Genomic DNA, 21,505 nt, shown 5'->3' with positions numbered 1-21,505 from the left:
TTTTATCTGCCTGCCCCTTGAGTACATTGAGATAGCGAACATGTTAAAAAAACTATTATTCCCGTTGGTCGCCGTATTTATGCTGGCCAGCTGTGCAACACCACCAACTACCATTGATGTTTCTCCAACCATTAGCCTGCCTCAGCAAGATCCGAGCTTGATGGGTGTGACTGTCAGCATCAACGGTGCAGATCAGCGTAAAGACCAGGCTCTGGCGAAAGTCACTCGTGATAACCAACTGGTTACGCTGACTCCATCCCGTGACCTGCGCTTCTTGCTGCAAGAAGTGCTGGAAAAACAGATGACTGCGCGTGGTTATATGGTTGGGCCAAACAGCCCGGTTGATCTGCAAATCATCGTAAACCAGTTGTTTGCTGACGTGTCTCAGGGCAGCGTGCGCTACAACATCGCCACTAAAGCTGACATCGTGATCATTGCGACCGCAAAAAATGGCAACAAGATGACCAAAAACTACCGTTCTAGCTATAACGTAGAAGGGGCGTTCCAGGCTACCAACAAGAATATCGCCAACGCGGTGAACTCCGTATTGACTGATACCATTGCTGATATGGCTCAGGACACCAGCGTTCACGACTTTATTAAGCAGAACGCTCGTTAATCAATACCCCACCAGCCCGCGTCATGCGGGCTGGATGTAGAGCAAAGTATGCCCAATCACTATCTGCGTCTCTTCCAGCAACCTAAGTCAGCCATTCTTTTGATTTTAGGTTTTGCATCCGGTCTTCCACTCGCCCTCACCTCCGGCACGCTACAAGCATGGATGACGGTCGAGAACATCGATCTTAAAACCATTGGTTTCTTCTCGCTCGTTGGGCAAGCCTATGTGTTTAAGTTTCTGTGGTCGCCGGTTATGGACAGATATACGCCGCCGCTGCTTGGACGGCGTCGTGGTTGGTTGCTGATCACCCAAATTCTGTTGCTGGTTGCTATTGCAGGCATGGGTTTTCTTGAACCCGGCTCGCAGTTACGTTGGATGGCAGCATTGGCTGTAGTGATTGCTTTCTGCTCGGCCTCTCAAGATATCGTCTTTGACGCGTGGAAAACGGATGTTCTTCCGGCTGAAGAACGCGGCACGGGTGCAGCAATCAGCGTGTTGGGCTATCGACTGGCGATGCTGGTATCGGGTGGTTTAGCACTCTGGCTTGCGGATAGATACCTTGGCTGGCAGGGCATGTACTGGTTGATGGCCGCACTGATGCTGCCTTGTATCATCGCTACATTGCTTGCCCCAGAGCCCACTGATGCAATTCCGGTCCCAAAAAGCCTTGAACAAGCAGTGGTCGCTCCACTGCGTGATTTCTTTGGCCGCAACAATGCATGGCTTATTCTGCTGCTGATTGTGTTGTACAAACTCGGGGATGCATTCGCCATGAGTCTGACGACCACATTTTTGATCCGCGGCGTAGGTTTTGATGCCGGTGAAGTCGGTGTGGTGAATAAAACACTGGGATTGATTGCCACAATCGTTGGCGCACTCTACGGCGGCATTTTAATGCAGCGCCTGTCACTGTTCCGCGCATTGCTGATCTTTGGCATTTTGCAGGGTGTCTCTAATGCTGGTTACTGGCTTTTGTCGATTACCGATAAGAGCATGTTCAGCATGGCAGCCGCCGTCTTCTTCGAAAACCTCTGCGGTGGCATGGGTACAGCGGCATTTGTCGCGCTTTTAATGGCACTGTGTAATAAATCGTTTTCTGCCACTCAGTTTGCGCTGCTTTCAGCCTTATCCGCAGTAGGCCGCGTTTATGTTGGTCCGATTGCCGGTTGGTTTGTTGAAGCGCAAGGCTGGCCCACTTTTTACTTATTCTCTGTTATTGCCGCAGTTCCAGGCATTCTGTTGCTTCTGGTTTGCAAAACAACGCTGGAATACACCCAGAATAACGATAGTTTCATTCCGCGAAGCGAATTTTCTTCCGCTTATCGTATAGCTCTGCAGGCATTGATGTTAGGTTGTGCTCTGTTGGCGGTATGGTTGGTGGTATTAATTACCAATGCGACGGGCCTGACAAACTGGGCGTTCAACATTCAGTTCCTGGAGTGGGGAGCGTTGTTTGCAGTTGGTGGCGTTTTACTCGGAGGGATACTTGATTATCTGGCGTTGCGAAAATCAGCTTTAGTGTAAAATTCGTCAGATTAATAAAAATAATAAATTTCGCTCAGTAACTATATCGTTCAATTAACATGCAAAGATTTATGCGATGAATTATTTGGCGAAAGCAAGCCTGTTTTTTTGCATTATTAGCACGAAAATTATTTTCTCCGCACCTTTAACCGATTCAGCCAGTTGGTAAATTAATTTACAGCTCACTTCGTTTGTTAATTGATGCCATTTTGTTAAATTTATGTTTAACAAAATGATTGGTTATACCAATTAACCTTCACTATTTATAGCAACATAGGTTTTCGTTATAACCCAGCATGGTCGCGGGCTATCTCGATATTTTACAGTTTGTTGCATTCTATGTGACATTGTCGGCAGAACCCGGTAACACCACACTGACACTACGCCATTCATGTTTACAGTAATGTAACCTTCCCGTAAAATGCCTCCACACTTTAAACGACAATTAGAGCTCCCCGGAATTGAGGTCGTTAAATGAGACTCAGGAAATACAATAAAAGTTTGGGATGGTTGGCATTAATTACAGGCACTTTTTTACTTAGTGGCTGTGATTCTGCGCTTCTGGACCCCAAAGGACAAATTGGACTGGAACAACGTTCGTTGATACTGACAGCTATCGGGCTGATGTTGATAGTCGTAATACCCGCTATCGCAATGGCTATCGGTTTTGCCTGGAAGTATCGTGCTTCAAACAAAAACGCCAAATACAGCCCCAACTGGTCGCACTCCAACAAAGTTGAAGCTGTAGTCTGGACGATTCCTATCCTTATCGTCATCTTCCTCGCGGTACTAACCTGGAAAACCACGCACGCTCTTGAGCCAAGCAAACCGCTTGTTCACGATGCGAAGCCGGTGACCATCGAAGTTATCGCTATGGACTGGAAATGGTTCTTCATCTACCCAGAGCAAGGTATTGCTACGGTGAATGAAATCGCCTTCCCAGCCAATACCCCGGTGGAATTCAAAATCACTTCTAACTCAGTGATGAACTCCTTCTTTATTCCGCGCCTGGGCAGCCAAATCTACGCAATGGCAGGCATGCAAACCAAATTGCACCTGATTGCTGATGAAGCGGGCACCTACGACGGTATTTCGTCTAACTACAGTGGTAAAGGTTTCTCTGGGATGAAGTTCAAGGCAATCGCCACCCCAGATATGGACACCTTTAACCAATGGGTTGCTAAAGCTAAACAATCTCCAGAAGTCATGAACGATATGACGACTTACGAGAAACTGGCACAGCCTAGCGAATACAACAAAGTCGAATACTTCTCCGCTGTTAAACCTGATTTGTTTAAAGACGTTATTAACAAATTCATGGGGCACGGGAAGAGCATGGACATGACCCAACCTGAAGGCGAGCACGCTGCGCATGAAGGAATGGAAGGCATGGACATGAGTCACGCGGAAACCTCTCACTAAGGGGCCGAGGAATAATACGATGTTCGGAAAACTTACACTGGATGCAGTCCCATATCATGAACCCATTATCATGGTTACGGTGGCAGCAATTATCGTCGGGGGACTGGCGCTAGTTGCAGCTATCACTTACTTCGGTAAGTGGGAATATTTATGGAAAGAGTGGTTTACCTCGGTTGACCACAAACGCCTCGGCATAATGTACGTGATTGTCGCAATCGTCATGCTTCTGCGTGGCTTTGCTGATGCCATCATGATGCGTAGCCAGCAAGTTCTGGCTTCCGCCGGAGAAGCAGGCTTCCTGCCACCTCATCACTACGACCAGATCTTTACCGCCCACGGCGTAATCATGATCTTCTTCGTGGCGATGCCATTTGTTATCGGCCTGATGAACGTTGTCGTGCCGTTGCAGATTGGTGCGCGTGACGTTGCCTTCCCATTCCTGAACAACCTGAGCTTCTGGTTCACCGTTGTGGGTGTGGTGCTGGTTAACCTGTCTCTTGGGGTTGGTGAATTCGCTCAAACCGGTTGGGTGGCTTATCCGCCGCTATCGGGCATAGAGTACAGTCCGGGGGTCGGCGTCGATTACTGGATATGGGCACTACAACTCTCGGGTATCGGTACGACATTAACGGGTATTAACTTCTTCGTTACTATCCTGAATATGCGTACACCTGGCATGACTATGTTCAAAATGCCGGTGTTTACCTGGGCTTCACTGTGTACCAACGTACTGATTATTGCGGCATTCCCAATCTTCACCGTGACCGTCGCACTGTTAACCCTTGACCGCTACCTTGGCACCCATTTCTTTACCAATGATATGGGTGGCAACATGATGATGTATATCAACCTCATCTGGGCATGGGGCCACCCGGAAGTTTATATCCTGGTGCTGCCGGTGTTTGGTGTGTTCTCAGAAGTGGTTGCGACATTCTCGAAAAAACGCCTGTTCGGTTACACCTCTCTGGTATGGGCGACTATCGCGATTACGGTACTGTCGTTCATCGTTTGGCTGCACCACTTCTTCACCATGGGCAGCGGCGCGAACGTAAACGCCTTCTTTGGTATCGCCACCATGATTATCGCCATCCCGACCGGGGTGAAGATCTTCAACTGGCTGTTCACCATGTATCAAGGCCGTATCGTGTTCAACTCCGCGATGCTGTGGACCATTGGCTTCGTTGTCACCTTCTCTATCGGTGGCATGACCGGTGTTCTGTTAGCAGTCCCGGGCGCTGACTTCGTACTGCACAACAGCCTCTTCCTGATTGCCCACTTCCATAACGTCATTATCGGTGGTGTGGTGTTCGGTTGCTTCGCTGGTCTGACTTACTGGTGGCCAAAAGCTTTCGGCTTCACGTTGAATGAAACCTGGGGCAAACGCGCATTCTGGTTCTGGATCATCGGCTTCTTCGTCGCATTTATGCCGCTGTACGTGCTGGGCTTTATGGGTATGACTCGTCGCCTGAGCCAACAGATTGATCCGCAGTTCCACACTCTGCTGGTTGTTGCAGCTTGTGGTGCAGCGCTGATTGCGCTGGGCATCCTGTGCCAGTTGATTCAGTTCTATGTCTCAATCCGTGACCGTGAGCAGAACCGTGACCTGACAGGTGACCCGTGGGGTGGCCGTACGCTGGAGTGGTCAACGTCCTCCCCTCCTCCGTTCTACAACTTTGCCCACCTGCCGCACGTTCATGAGCGTGATGCATTCTGGGAAATGAAAGAGAAAGGTGAAGCGTACAAACAGCCAACGCATTATGAAGAAATTCATATGCCACGTAACAGCGCAGCGGGCATCGTTATTGCCGCGTTCGCTACCGTGTTTGGTTTCGCGATGATCTGGCACATCTGGTGGATGGCGATTGTTGGCTTTGCCGGCATCATCATCACCTGGATTGCAAAAAGCTTCGACGAAGATGTGGATTACTACGTTCCGGTTGCGGAAGTTGAAAAACTGGAAAACCAGCACTTCGATGAAATTACCAAAGCAGGGCTGAAAAATGTCAACTGAAACTCTCACTCACGCTAACGCCCACGCCGCGGAGCATGGGCATCACGATGCAGGAACCAATAAGGTCTTTGGTTTCTGGATCTACCTGATGAGCGACTGCATTCTGTTCTGTTGCTTGTTTGCTACCTATGCCGTTCTGGTGAACGGCACTGCCGGCGGCCCGGCAGGGAAAGATATTTTCGAACTGCCATTTGTGCTGGTTGAAACTGCCCTGCTGTTGTTCAGCTCCATCACCTACGGCATGGCGATCATCTCCATGAACAAAGGTAACAAGAGCCAGGTTATCTCCTGGCTTGCGCTGACCTTCCTGTTTGGTGCGGGCTTCGTCGCGATGGAAATCTATGAATTCCATCATCTGATCAAAGAAGGTTTCGGCCCGGATCGTAGCGGCTTCCTGTCAGGCTTCTTTGCCCTGGTTGGTACGCACGGTCTGCACGTAACTTCTGGTCTGGTCTGGATGGCGCTGATGATGTTCCACGTTTACCGTCGCGGCTTGACCAGTACTAACCGTACTCGCCTGATGTGCCTGAGCTTGTTCTGGCACTTCCTGGATGTGGTATGGATTTGCGTATTCTCGGTTGTTTATCTGATGGGGGCGATGTAATGAGTCATTCAAACGAACACGCTGGCGCCCACCACGGTAGCGTTAAAACCTATATGACTGGTTTTATCCTGTCTATCATCCTGACGGCAATCCCGTTCTGGATGGTTATGACAGGAACAGCGTCCCACGCAGTAATTCTTGGCGTGGTACTTGTGAGTGCTGTAGTACAGATTTTAGTTCACCTGGTGTGCTTCCTGCACATGAACACCTCTTCTGAGGAACGTTGGAACCTGGTGGCCTTTGCCTTTACTGCGCTGATAATAGCCATTCTGGTGGTCGGCTCTATCTGGATTATGTGGAACCTCAACCAGAACATGATGGTTCACTAAGAGCAGCCTATATGATGAAGCGGTACCTACAAGTCACTAAACCAGGAATTATTTTCGGCAATTTAATTTCTGTTATTGGCGGATTTTTACTGGCCTCAAAGGGCAGTATTGATTATTCCCTGTTTATCTCCACCCTTGTTGGGGTGTCGTTGGTCGTTGCATCGGGTTGTGTTTATAACAACTTCATTGACCGCGATATTGACCGCAAGATGGAGAGAACCAAGAACAGGGTTTTGGTCAAAGGCTTGATTACGCCGAAAACCTCGCTGGTATACGCCACCTTGTTGGGTATTGCTGGCTTCATGCTGCTGTGGTTTGGTGCTAACCCGCTGGCCATGTGGTTAGGCGTGATGGGCTTTGTGGTTTATGTCGGCGTTTATAGCCTGTACATGAAACGCCACTCCGTCTATGGCACGCTAATTGGCAGCCTGTCAGGTGCCGCACCGCCAGTCATTGGTTACTGTGCTGTGACCAATGAATTTGATGCCGGTGCTTTAATCCTGCTGGCTATCTTTAGCCTGTGGCAGATGCCGCACTCGTATGCGATTGCCATCTTCCGCTTTAAAGATTACCAGGCGGCTAACATTCCTGTGTTGCCAGTGGTTAAAGGGATTTCGGTCGCGAAAAACCACATTACGGTTTATATCATCGCTTTTGCCGTCGCAACGTTGATGCTGTCGCTGGGTGGTTATGCCGGATGGAAATATCTGGTCGTGGCCGCCGCAGTCAGTGTCTGGTGGTTGGGCATGGCATTACGTGGTTATAAAGTGGAGGACGATAAAGTCTGGGCGCGCAAATTGTTCGTCTTTTCAATCGTTGCTATCACCTCATTAAGCGTGATGATGTCGGTCGATTTCATGGTGCCAGATTCACAAAATCTTATGACTTACGTCTGGTAAGTCATGAACCTCATAAAAGGGCGCAATTGCGCCCTTTTTTATTAGTGCCATCAAGCATTCCACATTGTAATATTTATTAAACAACCAGCCATTTACCCTCCCCTTCCCACGCACTACACTAAGGCCTGCTTTTTATCTGAGGTGGTAATGAACGATTACAAAATGACGCCCGTCGAGTTACGTGCGACGTGGGGTTTAGGCACGGTATTTTCACTACGCATGCTCGGCATGTTTATGGTGCTACCGGTTCTTACTACTTACGGAATGGCGCTACAAGGTGCAAGCCAGGCACTGATTGGTATTGCCATCGGCATTTATGGCCTTGCTCAGGCTGTCTTCCAGATTCCATTTGGCCTGCTATCCGATCGTATTGGCCGCAAACCGCTAATTATCGGCGGCTTGCTGATTTTTGTGCTCGGTAGCGTGATTGCTGCACTTTCAGATTCTATCTGGGGCGTGATTCTTGGCCGGGCATTGCAAGGTTCTGGCGCAATTGCTGCGGCCGTAATGGCCCTGCTTTCTGATTTAACTCGTGAACAGAATCGTACCAAAGCCATGGCCTTTATCGGCGTGAGCTTCGGCGTCACCTTTGCCATCGCTATGGTACTTGGCCCCATCATCACCCATAGCCTCGGTTTAAATGCGCTGTTCTGGATGATTGCGCTATTGGCAAGTTGCGGCATTTTAATCACCCTATGGGTGGTGCCAAACACTAAAAGCCATGTGTTGAACCGCGAGTCCGGCATGGTGAAAGGCTGCTTTAGCAAAGTGCTGGCAGAGCCAAAACTACTCAAGCTGAACTTCGGCATCATGTGCCTGCACATCATGCTGATGTCGACATTTGTCGCTCTTCCCGGCCAGCTTGAACAAGCCGGTTTCCCGGCGGCTGAGCACTGGAAAGTTTACCTTTGCACTATGTTGATTGCTTTTGCTTCGGTGGTGCCATTTATCATCTATGCAGAAGTAAAACGCCGTATGAAACGCGTGTTTGTGGGCTGTGTGGCACTTTTGCTGATTGCTGAAATTGTGCTGTGGGGTTCCGGTCCGCATTTCTGGGAATTAGTGCTGGGTGTTCAGCTCTTCTTCCTGGCGTTTAACCTGATGGAAGCCATTTTACCGTCACTGATCAGCAAAGAATCTCCGGCAGGCTACAAAGGCACGGCGATGGGGATTTATTCCACCAGCCAGTTTTTAGGCGTAGCCATTGGCGGTTCTCTGGGCGGATGGATTGACGGGTTGTTTGATTCGCAGACGGTATTCCTGATGGGCGCATTGCTGGCAATGGTGTGGCTACTGGTGAGCAGCACGATGACCGAGCCGCCGTATGTAGCAAGCCTGCGAATTGAATTACCGGAAGATGTGGCCGCAGATGAATCACTGAAACAGCGTTTGCTGGCTCAACATGGCGTGAGTGAGGTGAATATTATCGCGCAGGAACGCAGCGCCTACGTGAAGATAGACAGTAAGCTAACGAATCGCTTTGAGATTGAACAGTTGGTGAAAGGGGCATAAAGCCCCTTTAAAAATCAGTCGCGGAAGTTTTTAAACTGGAACGGCTGCCCCAAATCACCACCACGAACCAGCGCCATTGCGGCCTGTAAATCGTCGCGAGATTTGCCGGTGACGCGCAACTCTTCGCCCTGAATCTGCACCTGAACTTTTGCTTTGCTGTCTTTAATCAGCTTCACAATCTTCTTGGCAATGGCAGATTCGATGCCCTGCTTAAGCTTCGCTTCAACGCTCCAGGTTTTACCGCTGTGCACGAACTCTTCCGGCACATCAATTGAAGCGCCTTCAATACCGCGCTTAAGCAGCTTAGCACGAAGAATATCCAACAGTTGGTTGACCTGGAAGTCAGACTCGCTGGCAACTTTGATGGACTGATTTTTCTCATTCAGCTCAAATGTTGCTGGCACATTGCGGAAGTCAAAACGAGTAGCAACCTCACGTTCCGCGTTTTCAATCGCGTTACGCACTTCCTGGATATCAATTTCAGACACAATGTCAAAAGATGGCATGCTTTCTTCCCCCTCTCTTTTTGTTGCGTTGCATAATACCTGCTGGGCCGCGCAAAACAACCCGTTAAAGCAGGAGAGAGCCCTGTATAATATAGATTAAGCAAAACATCTGCTGCCAGGAGGCAAAATGAAAATCACCGTGCTAGGTTGCGGTGCGCTCGGTCAACTCTGGCTGGCATCGCTTTTTAAGCAGAGACATGAAGTTCAAGGATGGCTGCGCGTGCCGCAACCTTTTTGCCATGTCAATCTGGTCGAAACCGATGGAAGCGTGTTCAACCAAACGCTTATCGCCAACGATCCTGATTTTCTCGCCAGCAGCGAATTATTGCTGGTGACACTAAAAGCATGGCAGGTTTCTGACGCCGTGAAAGCACTGGCGGGTAAACTTCCAACTAACTGCCCTATTCTGCTGCTACATAATGGCATGGGCACTCTCGAAGAGTTAGGGGCATTGCACCAGCCACTTTTATCAGGCGCTACCACGCATGCGGCGCGGCGCGATAACAACATCATTATTCACGTAGCCAATGGCATTACACATATTGGGCCAGGGAACGCTACGGGCAACGATTTTAGCTTTCTTGCAGATATTCTGCACCACGCGTTACCTGAGATTGCCTGGCACGACAACATTCTTGCGGCGAACTGGAAAAAGCTGGCAGTGAACTGTGTGATAAACCCACTTACTGCACTCTACAATTGCCCGAACGGTAAGCTGCGCCATCATCAGAGTGAAGTTAATGAGATATGCCATGAGGTTGCCAGGGTGATGGAACGCGAAGGTCACCACACTACGGCCGAAGACTTGATTTATTATGTCGGCAAAGTTATCGAAAGCACGGCGGAAAACATCTCGTCAATGCTTCAGGATGTGCGGGTCGAACGCCACACCGAGATTGATTACATTACTGGTTATTTACTGCAACGCGCGCGCGCCCATGGCCTTTCAGTGCCGGTGAACAGCCGCTTGTATGAGCAAATAAAGCGTAAGGAGAATGAATATGAGCGCTCGAGCACTAGTTTGTCTGGCTCCTGGGACTGAAGAGACCGAAGCCGTCACCACTATCGATCTACTGGTCCGTGGCGGTATTAGCGTTACCACAGCAAGCGTTGCCAGCGATGGAGATCTGACGATTACCTGTTCGCGTGGGGTAAAACTGCTGGCCGACGCGCCGCTGGTTGAAGTCGCAGACGGTGAGTACGATATCATCGTATTACCAGGCGGCTTAAAAGGTGCGGAATGTTTTCGCGACAGCCCACTGCTGGTTGAAACCGTGCGCCAATTCCATCTTTCGGGGCGTATCGTCGCCGCTATTTGTGCTGCTGCCGGTACGGTATTGGTTCCGCATGAACTTTTCCCCATCGCCAATATGACAGGCTTCCCAGGGCTGAAAGAGACGATTCCAGAAGCTCAATGGCAAGATAAACGTATGGTCTGGGACCCGCGGTTTAACCTGTTGACCAGCCAGGGGCCCGGCACAGCCATGGATTTTGCTCTGAAGATAATCCATCTGCTGGTAGGGAAAGAAAAAGCCGCTGAAGTAGCGGCTCAGGTTGTGTTGCCTCCAGGCATTTTCGATTACCGGGTCTAAGCAGCAAGCGCCCTAAAACCAGGGCGCTCCACTCATGACGTTGCCATAAAACAACATCCGGCCTGCAAGTTCACCCGATAAAATTATCCCCACCAGCAACATCCCTGCAAATAAAGGGATTTTTCTACTGCCTGCACGAGCTAATAACCAGACACTCACGACAACGCTTGCCAGCAACTGCCACCAGAACAGTGCACTGCCGGCATCCGCGCCGGGAATATGGTATCGCATCCACAGAGCCAGAATGATCAACGCGATTCCCAGCAACAACCCCGCTTTAATCGTTGCCGGGAGATTTTGCTGAACATAATTTGCCATGACATTGATACTGGCAAATCCAAGCAATAGTGCGGAGCCAAAGAAGGCGAACGGCGTGGCGAGGGTGTTCCACAATGGATGTAGCGTCATCTGGTAATAGATCTGAGAGCTGACCAGGATCGCGCCAATACCCAGCAAACAAATACACCAGCTGGCGACTTTCATCCATACAGAGTCATTCGCAAACCAGCACATTAAAAGCCAAAGCGTCAGCCCCCCATTAAGCAAAATAAAGGCGACAACTTCACGACTAAGCCATGAACGCCCAAGGCCTGCAAAAGCCCGATAAGCACCTAATGGCGACCCTAAATGAGCTAAAGAAGCACAGGAGCCGATTATGGTTATCAGCCAAAAGACCAATGCAATTTTACGCACAGTCGGTGTATCAAAAACTCTATTTTTACCGGATTGACAAAGAGTTAAAGCGATTACACCGCCTATTCCCCATTGCGCCAGAACCGTAAAGAATACGAGTGGTAATTCATAAATTTCCATATAAACCCCTTACTCATCCGCAGGAATGATCACGATATTTGGCCCACTGATCCGATGGTCTGGCAGGTGATAACGTTTTTCCAGCCGTTCCCAGGGAGTTTGATACTCCGCTCGTAGTGCAGAAATTTCACCAAAACGCAGTACACCTGCTGGGCATGACTCAACACAACGGGGCAATAACCCTTCATCTAGCCTCTCGGCACAAAGATTACATTTACTCGTTTTGCCTTCATTGGGATCGAACACGGGTGCGTTATATGGACAAGCCATAATGCACATACGGCAACCAATACAGCGATCGTGCTCCTGTACTACGATGCCATCAGGACGTTTATGGTAGGTATTTGCCGGACAAACTTTCATGCATTGTGGATCGTCACAGTGGTTACAGGACATCGTAATAAATGCCTGACTGTTTGGATCATCCGTACGGCATTCCCTTACACGTCGCCAAAGTACACCCAGAGGTGTTTCGTTTTCTGATTTACACGCCATGCTGCAAGTTTTGCACCCATAGCAATTTTTCATATCGATGAGAAAACCATATTGTTTAGCCATAGTTACGCCTCCCTTCTCACATCAACCAAGGTGCTGTTACAGCAATGTCCGTTGCTTAATGGTTCCACATGATCATTCGTCACATGACTACTACTGCCGCCCTGTTGCTCCCACCAACCGTTATCTAACGACACCACACCCCGCTTAATATGGCTGGTCACATCCGCAATTGCCCGATGTTCACCGCGATGGTTATAAACAACCACCCATTCGCCAGCGCTGATATTGCGCGAACGCGCATCATCTGGATGAATCATTACGTTTGGACGGTTGCGTTGCACCTCGAGGATCCATTCATTCATACCGTGGCTTGAATGAACGCTGCGGGCCAACTTGCGCTGCACCGCCATGAGAGGGTATTTTTTCGCAAGCTCAGGAGAACCTTTTACTGACTCAGCAACCTGTTTCCAGGTGACCACCGGTGAAAAGTTTTTCTTTTGCCACTCTTCTATAAACAGATTTGCTTTGCCGGTACTGGTGCGGAACTGCCCGTCTTTGAATGGAATCCAATCGCCCTGAGTGGGGCGAACGGGCCCTTGAGCCAGCATCTCTCGTGTAATACCAGAGCCTTCAAGGCAGGCATCAATGTAGTGCTCTATTGGCTGGTTAAACACCTCACCAAACCCAAAGCGCTCAGCAAGTCGGGCAAAAATCCAATAGTCAGGTTTTGCTTCACCCGGCGGTTCCACGGCCTTTTCCATCAATTGCACATAATGACTACGTACACCGGCCATCAGGCTCACGTCTTCAAAAATAGTCGTTACCGGAAGCACCAGATCCGCATACAGTGCCGAAGAAGTCATTAGGTTGTCCGCAACCACAACAAAAGGAACGCTTTTGAAGGCTTCACGAACCTGGTTGGTATTCGGGAGTTGAGTCATCGCTCCCATCGTCATGTTCCACCAGAACTTAACAGGATGAGGTTTTTGCTGGACAACCCATTCCCCAATTTTCGACACAGGGATTGGCGCGATTTTTTTGGCATTTGGTGCGGGTGGAATAATCGGGGAAAACTTAGCCATCTGCCTTGCACCACCAGCATCGCAAACACCAGCGCCCCGTTTACCGATATTCCCGGTGAGCAATGCCAGATAGAATTGGCTCGCAGCCACATAAGTTCCAAATTCAGTGCGCTGCGCACCCGACATATTCTGGATAATCATCGAAGGTGTTGTGCTGGCGTATTCACGTGCAAGGCGCAATACCGTCTGTTCAGGAATATCAGTTTCTTCCGTTACTCTTTGGACATTCCAGGGCTCTGCTTCTTGTTTTATCTGGTCAAGAACGGTTGTAAACGCGCTGCCTACTGGCAATTCGTTGCTAAAAAGAGCGGGCATAACGCCTGGTAAGTCATGGCGCACAACGCTCTGACTGCGGGTATCGAAGACCAGATAGCTATCTGGATCATCAGCTTTTTCACGCAATAATTTTTGCTGCGCATCTACCAGATAAACAGCGCCGGTATGTGCCCTCAAAAATTCAGCGTCATAACGCTTTTCATCAATGATGATTTTGATCATCCCCAAAGCCAAAGCGATATCCGTACCTGGAACAATAGGGACCCACTCATCAGCTTTTGCAGCCGTTTCATTAAAACGAGGATCAATAACCACCATGCGTGCGCCATTGCGCTGCGCCTGACTGTAATTTTTGAAATAAGCATGCATGGTGACTGCTGGATTATTCCCCCAGCAAAGAATATAACGGCTGTCGGCTATCGTATCGCGTGTATCGGCATAGCGAAGACCCAGCATTGGTATCATCGCCGCAGTCACCGCTGCACAACAAAGAGACCCAGCCTGTTTGGTTGACCCTCCCAGATAATCGAAAAAGGCTTTCCCCATATCATTCTTGATGGAGTCCATATTCCCGGCATGGGTGGTGATTAAAAGCCCTTCATTGCCATGATCCTTAATCGTGTCACGAATCTTGTTTTCGATAAGATCGAGAGCTTCATCCCAACCGATCGGTTTAAAAATCCCTTTACCTTTCTCACCTGTCCGCAAAAGTGGCTGGGTCAGACGTAGCGGGTGATATACCCATTTGGTACGGCTAATACCGCGCAGGCAACATTTCACATTGAAATCTTTGCTTGCCTCAATTTTGATCAGCCGGTCTTGCCAGACAAAGGCCGTCAAATTGCAATGTAAGCACTCCATTGCACAGGTGGAGCGGTAGGTCTTGTAATCCGAGAGTTTCAGGCGCACCCGTGGCAATGGCTCACCATTTGCCTGACTTAGACCCAACATGCAGGGTGTAAGCGAAGCCAACCCAACAACTCCCATCCCTTTAAGTAACATTCTTCGTTGTAATCGATATTTGCTCAACGCTTCCATGAAATACCTCCTGGTTTTAATCACCATTAGTGAATCATGGTAAACCAATGGTGAACTTGAGAAAGGTCAACGATAGTTTAATCCCGTAATCAGGGTTTAAGGAGTGTTAAGTCGGATCGATAACAGGGGGTTTAGTGATAAACTCAGCGAGGATTGAGGACGGGATATACCATGCCAGAAACGACACAAGGCGTTAATTCAGTTGATATTGCAGTCTCCATTATGGAGTACATCGCCACGCAGCATGGCCGGGCGAGAGCCACGGATATAGCAGCAGGCTGCGGATTATCAAAAAGCCGTCTGCATAAGTATCTTGTTTCACTTTGCCGGACGGGAATGTTGTTTCAGGATGGCAGTGGGCAGTACTGCCTGGGTGACACGATTGTGCGGCTCGCAAGTAGTGCGGCAACGCATACTGATCCCCTCTCTTTGATCAACAACTTGCTGTGCGAGTTTCGCGATCGGATGAATCTCTCAACGGGTATGGTCATTGCTCAATCGGGCAATCTTGTTCTACGCCACTATCACCGCAGTTTTCGAAATGTCGAAATTGATTTTCGTGATAATACGCCAATCCCACTTCACTTAAGTGCTGCCGGGCAAGTGTATATGTGCTTTGGCAATTACACGCCAGCGAATGAGCGAGAGCAGCAATTAATTGAAGAGACAACAAAACTGGGATACACCGTACGCTATAAACCTGCGCAGGGAATTCCGGGCGCGCAATCAATCGCCTGCCCGATACTGGACCGTAAAGGCAATCTATTGGCTATTGGTGTCACAATGGGGTTCTTTGAAAAGGAAGATATTCCAGATATTGCGCGGGAATTAAAACAGGCACTATCAACGCTGAAATTGTGAAAGGGTCTTCCTTCGAGAAAGACCCTTATCAAATAACTTAAGCGCGATAAACCTTAACGTTGTTAAAGCCTTGTTCACGCAGATACAGCGCCTGCAAACGGCTCATCACACCACGATCGCACCACAGCAAATAGTTTTTGCTCTGGTCCAAATCGCCGAATGCGGTGCTCAGTTTATAGAATGGCAGTGATGCCACTTCCACGCCTTCTGGCTTAAATGGTTTATCGTCCTGTTCGTCGATAGAACGAATGTCCAGCAGCACGTCATTCGGGCCAAATGCGTCAACGGTTTCAACTTCTGTCACCACTTCTTTGGTCTGATTGGCGATTTCGCGAATATCAATGTTCGTCGCTTCTTCAACCACGCGATCCAGAATAGAGAAATCAAAGTTGGCTTCTTCGGCTTCAATCTTCGCTTTTACCGCTTTCACGGTTGGGCTTTTCGAGATCACGCCGCAGTATTCCGGCATGGTACGCGCAAAGTCAGCAGTACCAATTTCACGCGCAAGATCGATGATGTGCTCTTTATCGTGAGAGATAAGCGGACGCAGAATCAGCGTATCGGAAACGTTGTCGATCAAACGCAGGTTAGTCAGCGTCTGGCTGGAAACCTGGCCCAGTGCTTCGCCGGTTACCAGCGCCTGCACGCCGTAACGCTCTGCGACTTTAGAAGCAGCACGCACGAACATACGTTTGAGCACCACGCCCATCTGGCCATCTTCGACTTTCTCAAGAATCTCACCCACAACCGGTTCGAAGTTGATCGCAACAAAACGCACACGGTGGGAGCTGCCAAAGCGGTTCCATAGATAGTGAGCAACTTGTTTAACGCCGATTTCGTGCGCGGCACCACCGAGGTTAAAGAAGCAGTAATGCACGCGGCAACCGCGGCGCATCAGCATATAGCTGGAAACACCGGAGTCGAAGCCGCCGGAAATCAAAGACAGCACATCTTCCTGGGTGCCAATCGGGAAACCGCCGATACCTTCATAGCGGCCTTTTACCAGCAGCAGGCGGTCATTTTCAATTTCCAGGTTAACTGTAACTTCTGGCTTGGTCAGTTTTACGCGTGCTGATTCAATGTGTTGATTCAGGCCGCCACCGACATAACGCTCAACTTCAATCGAGCTAAACTCATGTTTACCACGACGTTTCACACGCACGCAGAAGGTTTTGCCTTCCAGTTGATCGCGATAAAGCTCCAGCGCCTGCTCGAAGATATTGTGCAAATCGGTAAACGGCACATCTTCAACTTCCAGAATATGGTGAATACCGGGAATGCGGGTCAACGCTTCACGAATGGCGATACGCTGATTTTCATCTTTAGCGCGAACTTCAATGTTGTCCCAGTGGCGAACAACCGCCAGATCTTCATCGTAGTGTTTTAAAACGTTGCGAATGTTCCCGGTGAGCATCTTAATAAAGCGTATGCGCACAGATTGACTCTTGATGGTGATTTCCGGGAACAATTTAATGATAAACTTCATGGCGGCTTAGATTCGTTGATGAGCCAGGCATGACTAATCATGCGGGCTGGAAGACTTAAAGAACTGCAACGGCGAGTTGCCGCTGCATCCGAGGCGCGCAAGTATATCACTAACCTCTGCTAACCAACATGCTCATGGTTACTTGCTTGTCAGTTTCCGCTACCATTGCAGAGTCGCAAAATTATTAGAGTCAGACATTCACTATGCCGAAAAAAACCGAAGTCCCGGCCAGTTTTGAAACTGCGCTTGTGGAGCTTGAGCAGATTGTTACTCGTCTGGAGAGCGGAGATTTAGCGCTCGAAGAGGCGTTAAATGAATTTGAGCGTGGAGTGCAGCTTGCACGCCAGGGTCAGGTGAAACTGCAGCAAGCAGAACAACGCGTACAAATCCTGCTAAGCGATAGCGAAGACGCCCCACTCAAGCCTTTTACCCCGGATAACGAGTAAATGGATTTTAACCATCAGTTGCAGGCCCACGCCGAACGGGCCAACGATGCGCTGCTGCGTTTTCTGGCACCGCTACCGTTTCAGAACACTCCTCTGGTTGAGGCTATGCACTATGGCGCACTATTTGGCGGCAAGAGACTGCGTCCTTTCCTGGTCTACGCGACCGGGGAAATGTTCGGCATAGCGCAAGAGACGCTGGATGCACCTGCTGCGGCAATCGAATGCATCCATGCTTATTCATTGATTCATGATGATTTGCCGGCCATGGACGACGACGATCTGCGTCGTGGGCAACCGACTTGCCACATCAAATTCGGTGAAGCGAGCGCCATTTTGGCCGGAGATGCCCTACAAACACTGGCATTTTCTATACTCAGTGATGCACCAATGGCTGGCGTCGCTATTGCTGACCGACTCGCGATGGTGAAAGAACTGGCTACAGCCAGTGGCGTTGCCGGAATGTGTGGCGGCCAGGCACTGGATCTGGAAGCAGAAGGCAAGCATGTGGATCTGCAAAGCCTTGAGCGCATTCATCGCCACAAAACAGGGGCGTTAATTCGCGCTTCTGTTCGTCTGGGCGCGCTGAGCGCAGGTGATGCGGGCCGTGCTGCCCTGCCACTACTCGACCGTTATGCTGAAAGCATCGGCCTGGCATTCCAGGTTCAGGACGATATCCTCGACGTTATTGGTGATACCGCTACACTGGGTAAACGCCAGGGTGCAGACCAGCAACTGGGTAAAAGTACCTATCCGGCCTTGTTGGGGCTTGAAAATGCCAAAGCTAAAGCCTGGGATCTCTACCAGGATTCTCTCAGGGCGCTGGAAGGCCTGGCTCGCCAGTCGTTAGACACTAGCGCACTGGAAGCGTTAGCGAGCTATATAATCCAACGTGATAAATAATTAATAACACCACGATGAGTTTCTAATGAGTTTTGATATTGCCAAATACCCGACCCTCGCACTGGTGGAATCAGCCCCTGAGCTACGCCTGTTGCCAAAAGAGAGCTTACCGAAACTTTGTGATGAGCTGCGTCGTTACCTGCTCGATAGCGTAAGCCGTTCCAGCGGGCATTTTGCCTCTGGCCTTGGCACGGTAGAACTGACCGTGGCGCTCCACTATGTGTATAACACTCCGTTTGACCAGTTAATCTGGGATGTCGGTCATCAGGCTTATCCGCATAAAATCATTACTGGCCGTCGTGACAAAATTGGCACAATCCGCCAGAAAGGCGGCTTACACCCCTTCCCGTGGCGCGCCGAAAGCGAATATGACGTATTGAGCGTGGGCCACTCGTCGACCTCAATCAGCGCGGGAATCGGTATTGCGGTTGCCGCAGGAAAAGAGGGCAAAGACCGCCGCACAGTTTGCGTGATTGGCGATGGCGCAATTACCGCAGGTATGGCGTTTGAAGCGATGAACCATGCCGGTGACATTCGCCCAAATATGCTCGTCATTCTCAACGACAACGAAATGTCGATTTCCGAGAATGTCGGCGCGTTGAACAACCATCTTGCACAATTGCTTTCCGGGAAACTCTATTCTTCGCTGCGTGAAGGCGGGAAAAAAGTGTTCTCTGGCGTACCGCCGATTAAAGAACTGCTCAAACGTACCGAAGAGCACCTAAAAGGTATGGTGGTGCCGGGCACGTTGTTTGAAGAGTTAGGCTTTAACTATATTGGCCCGGTTGATGGACACGATGTTGTCGGCCTGGTCAATACACTTAAGAACATGCGCGATCTGAACGGCCCGCAGTTCCTGCACATCATGACTAAAAAAGGTCGTGGCTACGCGCCTGCTGAAAAAGACCCGATTAGCTTCCATGCGGTGCCAAAATTTGACCCGCAAAGCGGCACACTGCCGAAAGCTGCGGGTGGCCTGCCAAGCTATTCGAAAATCTTTGGTAACTGGCTATGCGAAACCGCAGCCAAAGACGACAAACTCATGGCCGTTACGCCTGCGATGCGCGAAGGCTCGGGCATGGTGGAGTTTTCACGTCAGTATCCATCGCAGTATTTTGATGTCGCCATTGCTGAACAGCACGCAGTGACGTTTGCGGCCGGTCTTGCCATTGGCGGTTACAAACCGGTTGTCGCCATTTACTCGACCTTCCTGCAACGTGCGTACGATCAGGTGATTCACGACGTTGCTATCCAGAAACTGCCGGTGTTATTTGCCATCGACCGTGCGGGGATTGTTGGCGCTGACGGGCAAACCCACCAGGGCGCGTTCGACATCTCCTTCCTGCGCTGCATTCCTGAAATGGTCATCATGACGCCAAGTGATGAGAACGAATGCCGCCAGATGTTGCACACCGGTTATCATTACAACTCAGGCCCATCTGCGGTGCGTTATCCGCGTGGGAATGGTACTGGCGCTGAGTTGCAACCCCTGGAATTGCTGCCAATCGGTAAAGGCGTGAAGAAACGTGAAGGTGAGAAAATCGCACTGCTGAACTTCGGCACTCTGTTGCCAGAAGCCCAAGCGGTTGCGCAATCACTTAACGCCACGCTGGTTGATATGCGTTTTGTGAAACCACTCGATGAAGCCTTAATTCTGGAACTGGCAGCCAGCCATGAATCGCTGGTGACGATTGAAGAAAATGCGGTCATGGGTGGTGCTGGCAGCGGCGTCAATGAAGTGCTGATGGCTAATCGTAAAGTTGTTCCGGTGCTCAATATAGGCCTGCCTGATTACTTTATTCCGCAAGGCACTCAGGAAGAAGCGCGCGCCGCCATCGGCCTGGATGTTCAGGGCATGGAAACCCGGATTCGCGACTGGCTTAAATAATCCCCCTCCTCCACTCCTGCTATGCTTATAACCGATTCTTACTACTCTAAATAATTCGAGTTGCAGGAAGGCGGCAAAAGAGAGAATCCCCAGTCGCTTACTAAAGTAAGCGACTGGGGTGAACGAATGCAGCCAACACTCCAGCGGCTCGAAGTATGACGAGTAAAATTATGCAGGAGTGGAACCATGCACTACAACACGTTAGGAAAAACAGACCTCAAAGTTTCCCGTCTTTGCCTGGGTTGCATGACCTTTGGCGAGCCAGACCGCGGCAAACACGCCTGGACGCTCCCTGAAGAGAGCAGTCGCCTCATCATCAAACACGCCATCGATAACGGCATTAATTTCTTTGATACCGCCAATAGCTATTCCGACGGTAGCAGCGAAGAGATTGTCGGGCGCGCGCTTAAAGACTTCATGCGCCGCGAAGATTATGTACTGGCCACTAAGGTTTACCATCAGGTTGGCGATCTTGCCGAAGGCTTATCGCGTACACAGATTTTGCGTTCGATTGATGACAGCCTGCGACGCCTGGGAACGGATTATGTCGATCTGCTGCAAATCCACCGTTGGGACTACAACACGCCCATTGAGGAAACGCTTGAAGCGCTAAACGATGTGGTGAAAGCGGGGAAAGCCCGCTATATCGGCGCCTCGTCCATGCACAGCTCCCAGTTTGCACAAGCGCTGGCATTACAGGATCAACATGGTTGGGCGCGTTTCGTCACCATGCAAGATCACTACAATCTGATCTACCGCGAAGAAGAACTCGATATGCTGCCGCTTTGCTATGAACAGGGGATCGCCGTGATCCCATGGAGCCCGCTGGCGCGCGGTAAGTTGACTCGCCCGTGGGGTGATACCACCGCGCGATCGGTGTCTGATGAGTTCGGTAAAACGCTCTACGAAGGGAGTCGGGATAACGATGCGATGATTGCAGAACGCCTGGCGAATGTCGCGGATGATAAAGGCGTGTCACGCGCCCAGGTCGCGCTGGCATGGCTGTTAAGTAAGCCTGGCGTTGCCGCACCGATTATTGGCGTTTCCCGCGAACATCAACTGGATGATTTGCTCGGAGCAGTGGATTTAACGCTGAAACCTGAAGAGATTGCAGAGCTGGAAACGGTATACGAACCGCATGAAAAGGTAGGATTTAAGTAACTATTAATGCCCTCACGATCTCCCGAGGGAGTGCGTGA

Annotated in this window: 20 protein-coding genes; 15 read left to right on the top strand and 5 right to left on the bottom strand. The window is 50.0% G+C overall.

Going from position 1 to position 21,505, the window contains the following annotated elements; genetic code table 11:
• Window positions 1–40 precede the first annotated feature (40 nt).
• The 8 genes from IX31_RS10730 to IX31_RS10695 all read left to right on the top strand — a co-directional run bounded on the left by IX31_RS10730 (window position 41) and on the right by IX31_RS10695 (window position 8,920).
• Window positions 41–619: a lipoprotein gene (locus IX31_RS10730; protein WP_034457986.1), complete on the top strand. Its 579-nt coding sequence runs from the start codon at window positions 41–43 to the stop codon at window positions 617–619.
• Between the two features lie 48 nt (window positions 620–667).
• Window positions 668–2,143, top strand: a complete 1,476-nt coding sequence (gene ampG / locus IX31_RS10725; RefSeq protein ID WP_034457984.1) for a muropeptide MFS transporter AmpG — start codon at window positions 668–670, stop codon at window positions 2,141–2,143.
• 474 nt (window positions 2,144–2,617) lie between these two features.
• Window positions 2,618–3,565, top strand: coding sequence for a cytochrome o ubiquinol oxidase subunit II (cyoA, locus tag IX31_RS10720; RefSeq protein WP_034457982.1), 948 nt, complete (start codon window positions 2,618–2,620; stop codon window positions 3,563–3,565).
• 19 nt (window positions 3,566–3,584) lie between these two features.
• Window positions 3,585–5,576, top strand: a complete 1,992-nt coding sequence (cyoB, locus tag IX31_RS10715; protein WP_034457980.1) for a cytochrome o ubiquinol oxidase subunit I — start codon at window positions 3,585–3,587, stop codon at window positions 5,574–5,576.
• Window positions 5,566–6,180 carry a cytochrome o ubiquinol oxidase subunit III gene (locus IX31_RS10710; RefSeq protein WP_034457977.1) on the top strand — a complete coding sequence of 205 codons (615 nt, stop codon included), beginning with the start codon at window positions 5,566–5,568 and terminating at the stop codon, window positions 6,178–6,180. Before cyoB ends, IX31_RS10710 begins: the two co-directional genes overlap by 11 nt.
• The gene (locus IX31_RS10705; protein WP_034457975.1) at window positions 6,180–6,509 is read left to right on the top strand and encodes a cytochrome o ubiquinol oxidase subunit IV; all 330 of its coding nucleotides are present in this window, start codon (window positions 6,180–6,182) and stop codon (window positions 6,507–6,509) included. The genes IX31_RS10710 and IX31_RS10705 overlap by 1 nt, the downstream gene beginning before the upstream one ends.
• Before the next feature lie 11 nt (window positions 6,510–6,520).
• Window positions 6,521–7,408, top strand: a complete 888-nt coding sequence (gene cyoE, locus IX31_RS10700) for a heme o synthase (RefSeq protein WP_034457973.1) — start codon at window positions 6,521–6,523, stop codon at window positions 7,406–7,408.
• 147 nt (window positions 7,409–7,555) lie between these two features.
• Window positions 7,556–8,920, top strand: a complete 1,365-nt coding sequence (locus IX31_RS10695; protein ID WP_034457971.1) for an MFS transporter — start codon at window positions 7,556–7,558, stop codon at window positions 8,918–8,920.
• A gap of 14 nt (window positions 8,921–8,934) precedes the next feature.
• On the opposite strand, the gene IX31_RS10690 is transcribed toward IX31_RS10695, so the two are convergent.
• Complete coding sequence (locus IX31_RS10690; protein WP_034457969.1) at window positions 8,935–9,426, bottom strand: YajQ family cyclic di-GMP-binding protein; 492 nt, start codon at window positions 9,424–9,426, stop codon at window positions 8,935–8,937.
• 127 nt (window positions 9,427–9,553) lie between these two features.
• On the opposite strand from IX31_RS10690, the gene panE reads away from it, so the two are divergent.
• The gene (gene panE / locus IX31_RS10685) at window positions 9,554–10,468 is read left to right on the top strand and encodes a 2-dehydropantoate 2-reductase (RefSeq protein WP_034457967.1); all 915 of its coding nucleotides are present in this window, start codon (window positions 9,554–9,556) and stop codon (window positions 10,466–10,468) included.
• On the top strand, window positions 10,428–11,018 hold the full coding sequence (gene yajL, locus IX31_RS10680) for a protein deglycase YajL (RefSeq protein WP_034457966.1): 591 nt from the start codon (window positions 10,428–10,430) through the stop codon (window positions 11,016–11,018). Before panE ends, yajL begins: the two co-directional genes overlap by 41 nt.
• A 12-nt stretch (window positions 11,019–11,030) precedes the next feature.
• Here yajL and IX31_RS10675 read toward each other — a convergent pair whose 3' ends face one another.
• From IX31_RS10675 to IX31_RS10665, 3 genes are read right to left on the bottom strand one after another with little or no spacing between them, the layout of a single operon-like run.
• Window positions 11,031–11,831, bottom strand: coding sequence for a dimethyl sulfoxide reductase anchor subunit family protein (locus IX31_RS10675; RefSeq protein ID WP_034457964.1), 801 nt, complete (start codon window positions 11,829–11,831; stop codon window positions 11,031–11,033).
• Window positions 11,832–11,840: 9 nt separating this feature from the next.
• A complete protein-coding gene (locus IX31_RS10670) occupies window positions 11,841–12,389 on the bottom strand; it encodes a 4Fe-4S dicluster domain-containing protein (protein ID WP_034457962.1) in 549 nt (182 codons plus the stop codon).
• Between the two features lie 2 nt (window positions 12,390–12,391).
• On the bottom strand, window positions 12,392–14,725 hold the full coding sequence (locus tag IX31_RS10665; protein WP_034457960.1) for a molybdopterin-containing oxidoreductase family protein: 2,334 nt from the start codon (window positions 14,723–14,725) through the stop codon (window positions 12,392–12,394).
• Between the two features lie 171 nt (window positions 14,726–14,896).
• Here IX31_RS10665 and IX31_RS10660 point away from each other — a divergent pair, with 171 nt between their 5' ends.
• Window positions 14,897–15,586, top strand: coding sequence for an IclR family transcriptional regulator (locus IX31_RS10660; protein WP_034457959.1), 690 nt, complete (start codon window positions 14,897–14,899; stop codon window positions 15,584–15,586).
• 37 nt (window positions 15,587–15,623) lie between these two features.
• Here the strand turns inward: IX31_RS10660 and thiI are convergent, their stop codons facing one another.
• The gene (thiI, locus tag IX31_RS10655; protein ID WP_034457957.1) at window positions 15,624–17,072 is read right to left on the bottom strand and encodes a tRNA uracil 4-sulfurtransferase ThiI; all 1,449 of its coding nucleotides are present in this window, start codon (window positions 17,070–17,072) and stop codon (window positions 15,624–15,626) included.
• A 203-nt stretch (window positions 17,073–17,275) separates the two neighbouring features.
• Between thiI and xseB the strand changes: the two genes are divergently transcribed.
• The 4 genes from xseB to IX31_RS10635 all read left to right on the top strand — a co-directional run bounded on the left by xseB (window position 17,276) and on the right by IX31_RS10635 (window position 21,467).
• Window positions 17,276–17,518, top strand: coding sequence for an exodeoxyribonuclease VII small subunit (gene xseB, locus IX31_RS10650; RefSeq protein WP_034457955.1), 243 nt, complete (start codon window positions 17,276–17,278; stop codon window positions 17,516–17,518).
• Window positions 17,519–18,418 (top strand): (2E,6E)-farnesyl diphosphate synthase, encoded by a 900-nt coding sequence (ispA, locus tag IX31_RS10645; protein WP_034457953.1) that lies wholly within the window; start codon window positions 17,519–17,521, stop codon window positions 18,416–18,418. It abuts the gene before it with no gap.
• 25 nt (window positions 18,419–18,443) lie between these two features.
• The gene (gene dxs, locus IX31_RS10640) at window positions 18,444–20,306 is read left to right on the top strand and encodes a 1-deoxy-D-xylulose-5-phosphate synthase (RefSeq protein ID WP_034457951.1); all 1,863 of its coding nucleotides are present in this window, start codon (window positions 18,444–18,446) and stop codon (window positions 20,304–20,306) included.
• A 186-nt stretch (window positions 20,307–20,492) separates the two neighbouring features.
• Window positions 20,493–21,467 (top strand): aldo/keto reductase, encoded by a 975-nt coding sequence (locus IX31_RS10635; protein ID WP_034457950.1) that lies wholly within the window; start codon window positions 20,493–20,495, stop codon window positions 21,465–21,467.
• The last annotated feature ends 38 nt before the right edge of the window (window positions 21,468–21,505 follow it).

It is taken from the genome of Buttiauxella noackiae (assembly GCF_000737905.1).
Lineage (GTDB): Bacteria > Pseudomonadota > Gammaproteobacteria > Enterobacterales > Enterobacteriaceae > Buttiauxella > Buttiauxella noackiae.
This window is presented reverse-complemented; position numbering and strand designations above follow the sequence as displayed.